Consider the following 6045-nt stretch of genomic DNA (forward strand, 5'->3'; position numbering starts at 1 on the left):
GGTTACTCTTTTTTTATTGTTTTCTTTATTAAGGAGTGGAATGAAAATGCAAATAAACAAGCCAATAGTTGATAAGTTAATAATGTTTGAAGAGCAAAAAAACTACTCTTTTCATGTGCCTGGGCATAAGCATGGTTTATTATCTACTCTCCCTTGGAAAGAAAGCTTAACTTATGATGTTACAGAATTGACAGGGTTAGATGATTTACATTCACCTGAAACAATAATTGCTCAAGCACAGCAACTATTAACGCAGGATAATAATACAATTAGTAGTTACTTTTTAGTGAATGGTTCTACAGTTGGTAATTTAACAATGTTGTATGCTACTTGTAACGCTGGTGATACGATTATCGTACAAAGAAATTGTCATAAATCTATTTTTAACGCTATTAGTTTAATTGGCTTAAAACCAATTTATATTACTCCTGAGTGGGATGAAGTTACAAATACTGCTACAAGTATTAATATTACTTTGCTTAAAGAAGCACATGAAGCTTTCTCGATTACAGCAATTGTTTTAACTACACCAAATTATTACGGTGTTTTAGCAAATGAGCTAAGAGAAGTGATTACATATTGTCATACTAATAATATTATTGTTTTAATTGATGAAGCACATGGCGCTCATTTTGGTGCAACAGCTGCTTTTCCGAAATCAGCATTAGCTTATGGTGCGGATATTGTAGTGCAATCTGCGCATAAAACCCTACCTGCGATGACGATGGGTGCATTTTTGCATATTAATAGTGAGCGTATTAATCAAAAGAAAGTTGAGCTATATTTGGGAATGCTACAATCGAGCAGCCCTTCTTATCCGATAATGGCGTCCCTTGATGATGCAAGGCATTTTAAGGCCAATTATACTGATGAGGATTTTTTATACTTTACTAAAATAAAATCAAAATTTATAGCATCACTTACAGCAATTAAGGGAATACTAGTTATAACCACTGACGACCCTTTAAAATTATTGGTACGCTATGAAGGTGTTACGGGCTTTGAGTTACAAACTGAATTAGAGAAACAAAAAATATATGCTGAGTTAGCTGATATTTATCAAGTATTATTGCTATTACCTATGTTGAAAAATGCAATGACCTTTCAGTTTGAAGAAATTATTGTAGGTGTTCAACTGGCTTCTGAAAAGTTAGCGCATTATTTAAAATCTACGCCTCCTACAACTAATTATCATAAAGCTATTACACAACCTAAATTTTCACCAATTGAGATGGAAGAAAAACCTGCGTGTTATGTTAACATATATGAAGGTATAGGTAAGGTTGCGGCAGAAACATTAGTACCATATCCACCAGGCATACCTATTTGTTTGGCTGGTGAAGTAATTACTAAAGAAATGACAAAGGAAATCATTATGTTATTAGAGATTGGTGCTTATTTTCAAGGAAACCATCGACTGAATGAAAAACTAATTTGTGTGATGAAAGAGGCGTAAGAGATGTTTATTACTTTTGAAGGACCAGAAGGAGCAGGCAAGACAACAATTTTAGCTAGGATCGCTACAAGACTGAAAGAATTAGGCGAAGTTTTAGTAACACGTGAACCAGGTGGTATTAAGATTGCTGAAAAAATTCGTGCTGTTATTTTAGATCCAGAGCATGTGGAGATGGATGAACGTACAGAGGCACTATTATACGCAGCTGCACGAAGTCAACATTACTTTGAGCGTGTAGCACCTGCATTACAGCAACATAAAATTGTGTTATGTGACCGTTTTATTGACTCTTCTTTAGCCTATCAAGGTTATGCACGCGGGCTAGGAATCAAAGAGGTATTAAAGATTAATCAATTTGCTATAGGCAATATTATGCCAGATATTACAATCTTATTTGATATTGAGCCAGCAGTGGGTTTAGCTCGTATTGCAGCTAATGATATTAGAGAGGTAAATCGTTTAGATAAAGAAAGCTTAGCTTTTCATGAAAAGGTTAGAGCAGGCTATAAAGAGGTAGCAAAAATGTACCCGGAGCGTACAATTGTTATTGATGCTGATGATAAAATTGAGGTCGTGGAAGAAAAAGTTTGGCAGGCTCTGCTTGCACGTTTAAATAAAAGTGAATGAAGTTAAACAATATATTGTGATATAATGGTAGCACCTATTCTAATGAAGGGGTTGATTGTATTATGAAACTAGTAGTCGCAATCGTACAAGACCAGGATAGCAACCGTCTATCAAATGGTTTGACGAAGAATGAGTTTAGAGCAACAAAGTTAGCAAGTACGGGTGGTTTTTTACGCTCAGGTAATACCACATTTATGATTGGTGTTGCAGACGAGAGAATACCACATTTATTAGATATTATTCGTGAAAATTGTAGAGCGCGCGAACAAATGGTAGCGCCAGTTTCACCAATGGGTGGCAATGCAGACTCATATATTCCTTATCCAGTGGAAGTAGAAGTGGGCGGAGCGATTGTTTTTGTATTACCGATTGAGCAATTTCACCACTTTTAGTATGAAGGGAGTATGCCTACTTGAAGATTAATCAAGATTTACGTATGGGTATGGACACTAGACCAAAACCATTAGTTAATCAAAATCAGCAAAATCGGTTTGGTGATGTTTTAGTCAAGCAGGGCTCTAAAATGCAAACTGAGCAATTAACGCGTTTGCTAGGTGATATTTCTTCAGCAGGTGACCGTGTTGCTCGCTCACGTAATTTACGAGAGCTAGCAAGGTTTAAAATGTTAGTGAAGCGATTTTTACAAGAAACAGTAGAGTATGGGATGGAGCTTAAGCAATCACATACATGGAACCGTTTTGGTGAAGGTCGTCGTTTAAAAATCATTAATACGATTGATGAGCGTTTAATAGAGCTGGCACAAGATATATTAGATGAAGAAAAAGATTCGATTGATCTGCTTGATAAAATTGGAGAGATTAAAGGATTACTGATTAATCTCTATATGTGAAACCTGTGCTATTATGGCATAGGTTTTTTTAAAAAATAAAAAAGACAAGGTGGCATTATGTTAACGATTGATAATATAAAAATGATACAGCCCACAGTAGTAAAGCAAATTCAAAGTCTGTATAGTCGTGAGCGAATTGTTCATGCTTATCTTTTTGAAGGTGATAAGGGTACGGGTAAGTCACAGGCTGCCCAGTTTTTTATTCAACTTTTATTATGTGAGCAAGTAGTAAATAATGAACCTTGTGGACAATGTCGGCAATGTCGACTCGTAACTTCAGGAAATCACACAAATGTACATCATATTTATCCAGATGGTGCTACAATTAAAATAGAGCAAGTTCGTAATTTGATGAAAGAAATGAAGATGGTTGGTATGGAACAAGGGCATAAATTTTATGTCATTCACCATGCAGATAAAATGAATATCGCGGCGGCAAATATGTTGCTTAAGTTTTTAGAGGAGCCTGTTGGTAAGGTAACAGCGATTTTATTAACAGAGCAATACCAAGCGATTTTGCCAACGATTTTATCACGCTGTCAGCATTTTAAATTTGCAGCACTACCACGAGAAGTAATTATAGAGCAGCTAATTGAGCAACAAATTACAAAATCAATGGCATCTACGGTGAGCTTGCTTACTAATAATTTAGATGAAGCCATTACGTTGAGTACAAATGAGCAATTTGTACAGATGCGAAAAACAGTGTTACACTTAATAGGTACAATTCAACAAAATGTACAAGAATCTTTGTTATATATACAGGAGGCGTGGATCCCTGTATACAAGGAAAGAGAAGATTTTGAACGCGCGCTGGATTTATTATTATTTGCTTACCGTGACATTGTTGCACTCAAAGCAGATATTGAAGGAACAGTTGTAGCGTTTCCAGATAAACAAGCAGAATTTGAAAATATTGCATTGAATTCGACGTATGAGCGTCTTTCAAAGCAAATGCAGGCTATTTTAAAAGCACGAGAACAATTGCACCGTAATATGAATCGCTCATTATTAATGGAGCAGCTCATGCTTAATCTGCAGGAGGGGTATGCATTTGTATAAAGTAGTAGGTGTTCGGTTTAAAAAAGCTGGCAAGATTTATTATTTTGATCCAGCTAAGTACGAACTTGATATAGGACAATATATTATTGTCGAGACAGCACGTGGAATTGAATATGGTAAAGTAGTAGTACCTATCCGTGAAGTTCAAGAAGATGCGATTGTTTTACCATTAAAGCAAGTAGTACGCCCAGCTAATGGTAAGGACTCTGTACAAGTAGAAGAAAATAAAAAAGAGTCATTACGTGCATTTGATGCAGCAACGCAAAAAATTATAGAGCATAAGCTTGAAATGAAACTTGTAGACGTAGAATATACGTTTGATCGTAATAAAATTATTTTTTACTTTACAGCAGAGGGACGCGTGGACTTTAGAGAGCTAGTAAAAGATTTAGCTTCCATTTTCCGTACGCGCATTGAGTTACGCCAAATTGGTGTACGTGATGAAGCTAAGTTACTTGGTGGTATAGGACCATGTGGAAGAATGCTTTGTTGCTCAACTTATCTAGGTGACTTTGACCCTGTGTCAATTAAAATGGCGAAGGATCAAAATTTATCACTCAACCCGACGAAGATTTCAGGGTTATGTGGTCGTTTGATGTGCTGTTTAAAATATGAGAATGATGAGTATGAGGCTGCTAAAAAAGGCATGCCAGATATCGGTCATTATATTGTAACGCCAGAGGGTAAAGGTAAGGTTGTAAACATTAATGTATTAGAACGCTTGATTCAAGTCTATTTACAAAACCTTGAACGCACAGTAGAGTATACATTAGATGAGTTATTACAGTATGGAAAAACTGAGGTAGAAAATTAATGAGGTGGCTTGAGTGAAGGACCGTAATATTCTTGATACTGTCATTGAGTTCGAAAAACAAATAGAAGCAATGCAGCAACAGTTTGGTGCGTTTAAGCAATTTATAGCATTAATGATGGAAGAGCAACAAGCATTACAAACAGAAAATCTTCATTTACGTACGCGTTTAGAAGAAGTAATTGCGCAGCAACCAGCAGCGGAAGAAAAAAATAATACAACACCTGATATTGGTGAGGGCTATGATAATTTAGCCCGCTTGTATTATGAGGGCTACCACGTATGTCATGTACATTTTGGTAGCACGCGTAAAGATGAGGACTGCTTATTCTGTTTAGCTTTTTTAAACAAACAAAATGGGTAAAGGAGGCTGATTGCACTTATACTAAGTGTAGTCAGTTTTTTTTGGAGGTTTTTATGGAAACATTACTACAAGGTGATGAACGTCTAGATTATTTATTAGCAGAATCACTGCGCATTATCCAAAGCCCTAGTGTATTTTCGTTTTCACTAGATGCTGTATTATTATCAAGATTTGTCAATGTGCCTCATCATAAAGGGCATATTGTTGATTTATGTTCAGGTAATGGCGTTATACCTTTATTTTTAAGCGCACGTACAAAAGCAAAAATTACAGGAGTAGAATTGCAGGAGCGCTTATATGATATGGCTACCCGCAGTATTAGCTATAATAATCTACAGCAACAAATTACGATGCTACATGATGATGTTAAAGAAGTACCAGCTAAGATTGGTATTGAAACATGTGATGTTGTAACATGTAATCCACCGTATTTTTTAGCGCATGAACAGAGTGAAAAAAATAAAAATGAGCATTATACTATTGCACGTCACGAAATTCATTTAACTTTAGATGAAGCAATATTTTCGGCAAGTCGATTACTTAAACAAGGTGGTAAAGCTGCTTTTGTTCATCGACCAGGACGTTTAGTTGATATTATCGAGGCTATGCGTAAGTATAAGCTAGAGCCAAAGCGTGTACAATTTGTTTACCCTAAAGCAGGTAAGGAAGCTAATATTTTATTAATAGAGGCGATTAAATATGGTAAGCCTGATTTGAAAATATTACCACCGCTTTACATTTATACAGATGATGGTGAGTATACCGACTGTGTAAAGGAAATGCTTTATGGTCAGCAATAATTACCATTATTTTTATGTACTAGAATGCAGTGATAAGAGTTTTTATGCAGGGTACACAACAGATTTGCTGCGCAG

At 35.8% G+C, this 6045-nt stretch carries 8 protein-coding genes; all 8 read left to right on the plus strand.

The window, feature by feature from the left end; translation table 11 throughout:
- A partial coding sequence (locus CH76_RS12825) for an aminotransferase class I/II-fold pyridoxal phosphate-dependent enzyme (protein ID WP_369792398.1) occupies positions 1-1456 on the plus strand: 1456 nt, incomplete at its 5' end.
- Between the two features lie 3 nt (positions 1457-1459).
- A complete protein-coding gene (gene tmk / locus CH76_RS12830) occupies positions 1460-2083 on the plus strand; it encodes a dTMP kinase (protein ID WP_036147100.1) in 624 nt (207 codons plus the stop codon).
- Positions 2084-2145: 62 nt separating this feature from the next.
- Entirely contained in the window at positions 2146-2475 is a 330-nt protein-coding gene (locus CH76_RS12835) for a cyclic-di-AMP receptor (RefSeq protein ID WP_036147101.1), read from the plus strand.
- A gap of 20 nt (positions 2476-2495) precedes the next feature.
- On the plus strand, positions 2496-2933 hold the full coding sequence (locus CH76_RS12840) for a YaaR family protein (RefSeq protein WP_036147102.1): 438 nt from the start codon (positions 2496-2498) through the stop codon (positions 2931-2933).
- 54 nt (positions 2934-2987) lie between these two features.
- Positions 2988-3995, plus strand: coding sequence for a DNA polymerase III subunit delta' (gene holB / locus CH76_RS12845; RefSeq protein WP_369792399.1), 1008 nt, complete (start codon positions 2988-2990; stop codon positions 3993-3995).
- The gene (locus CH76_RS12850; RefSeq protein ID WP_036147107.1) at positions 3988-4809 is read left to right on the plus strand and encodes a stage 0 sporulation family protein; all 822 of its coding nucleotides are present in this window, start codon (positions 3988-3990) and stop codon (positions 4807-4809) included. The genes holB and CH76_RS12850 overlap by 8 nt, the downstream gene beginning before the upstream one ends.
- Positions 4810-4822: 13 nt before the next feature.
- Positions 4823-5170, plus strand: coding sequence for a DNA replication initiation control protein YabA (gene yabA, locus CH76_RS12855; protein WP_036147109.1), 348 nt, complete (start codon positions 4823-4825; stop codon positions 5168-5170).
- Between the two features lie 53 nt (positions 5171-5223).
- Entirely contained in the window at positions 5224-5970 is a 747-nt protein-coding gene (locus CH76_RS12860) for a tRNA1(Val) (adenine(37)-N6)-methyltransferase (RefSeq protein ID WP_036147113.1), read from the plus strand.
- The last annotated feature ends 75 nt before the right edge of the window (positions 5971-6045 follow it).

The organism is Lysinibacillus sp. BF-4 (assembly GCF_000743635.1).
Lineage (GTDB): Bacteria > Bacillota > Bacilli > Bacillales_A > Planococcaceae > Metalysinibacillus > Metalysinibacillus saudimassiliensis.

Coding starts and splice junctions, on each gene's coding strand:
- tmk (WP_036147100.1), top strand. CDS start 1,460: ATGTTTATTACTTTTGAAGGACCAGAAGGAGCAGGCAAGACAACAATT.
- CH76_RS12835 (WP_036147101.1), top strand. CDS start 2,146: ATGAAACTAGTAGTCGCAATCGTACAAGACCAGGATAGCAACCGTCTA.
- CH76_RS12860 (WP_036147113.1), top strand. CDS start 5,224: ATGGAAACATTACTACAAGGTGATGAACGTCTAGATTATTTATTAGCA.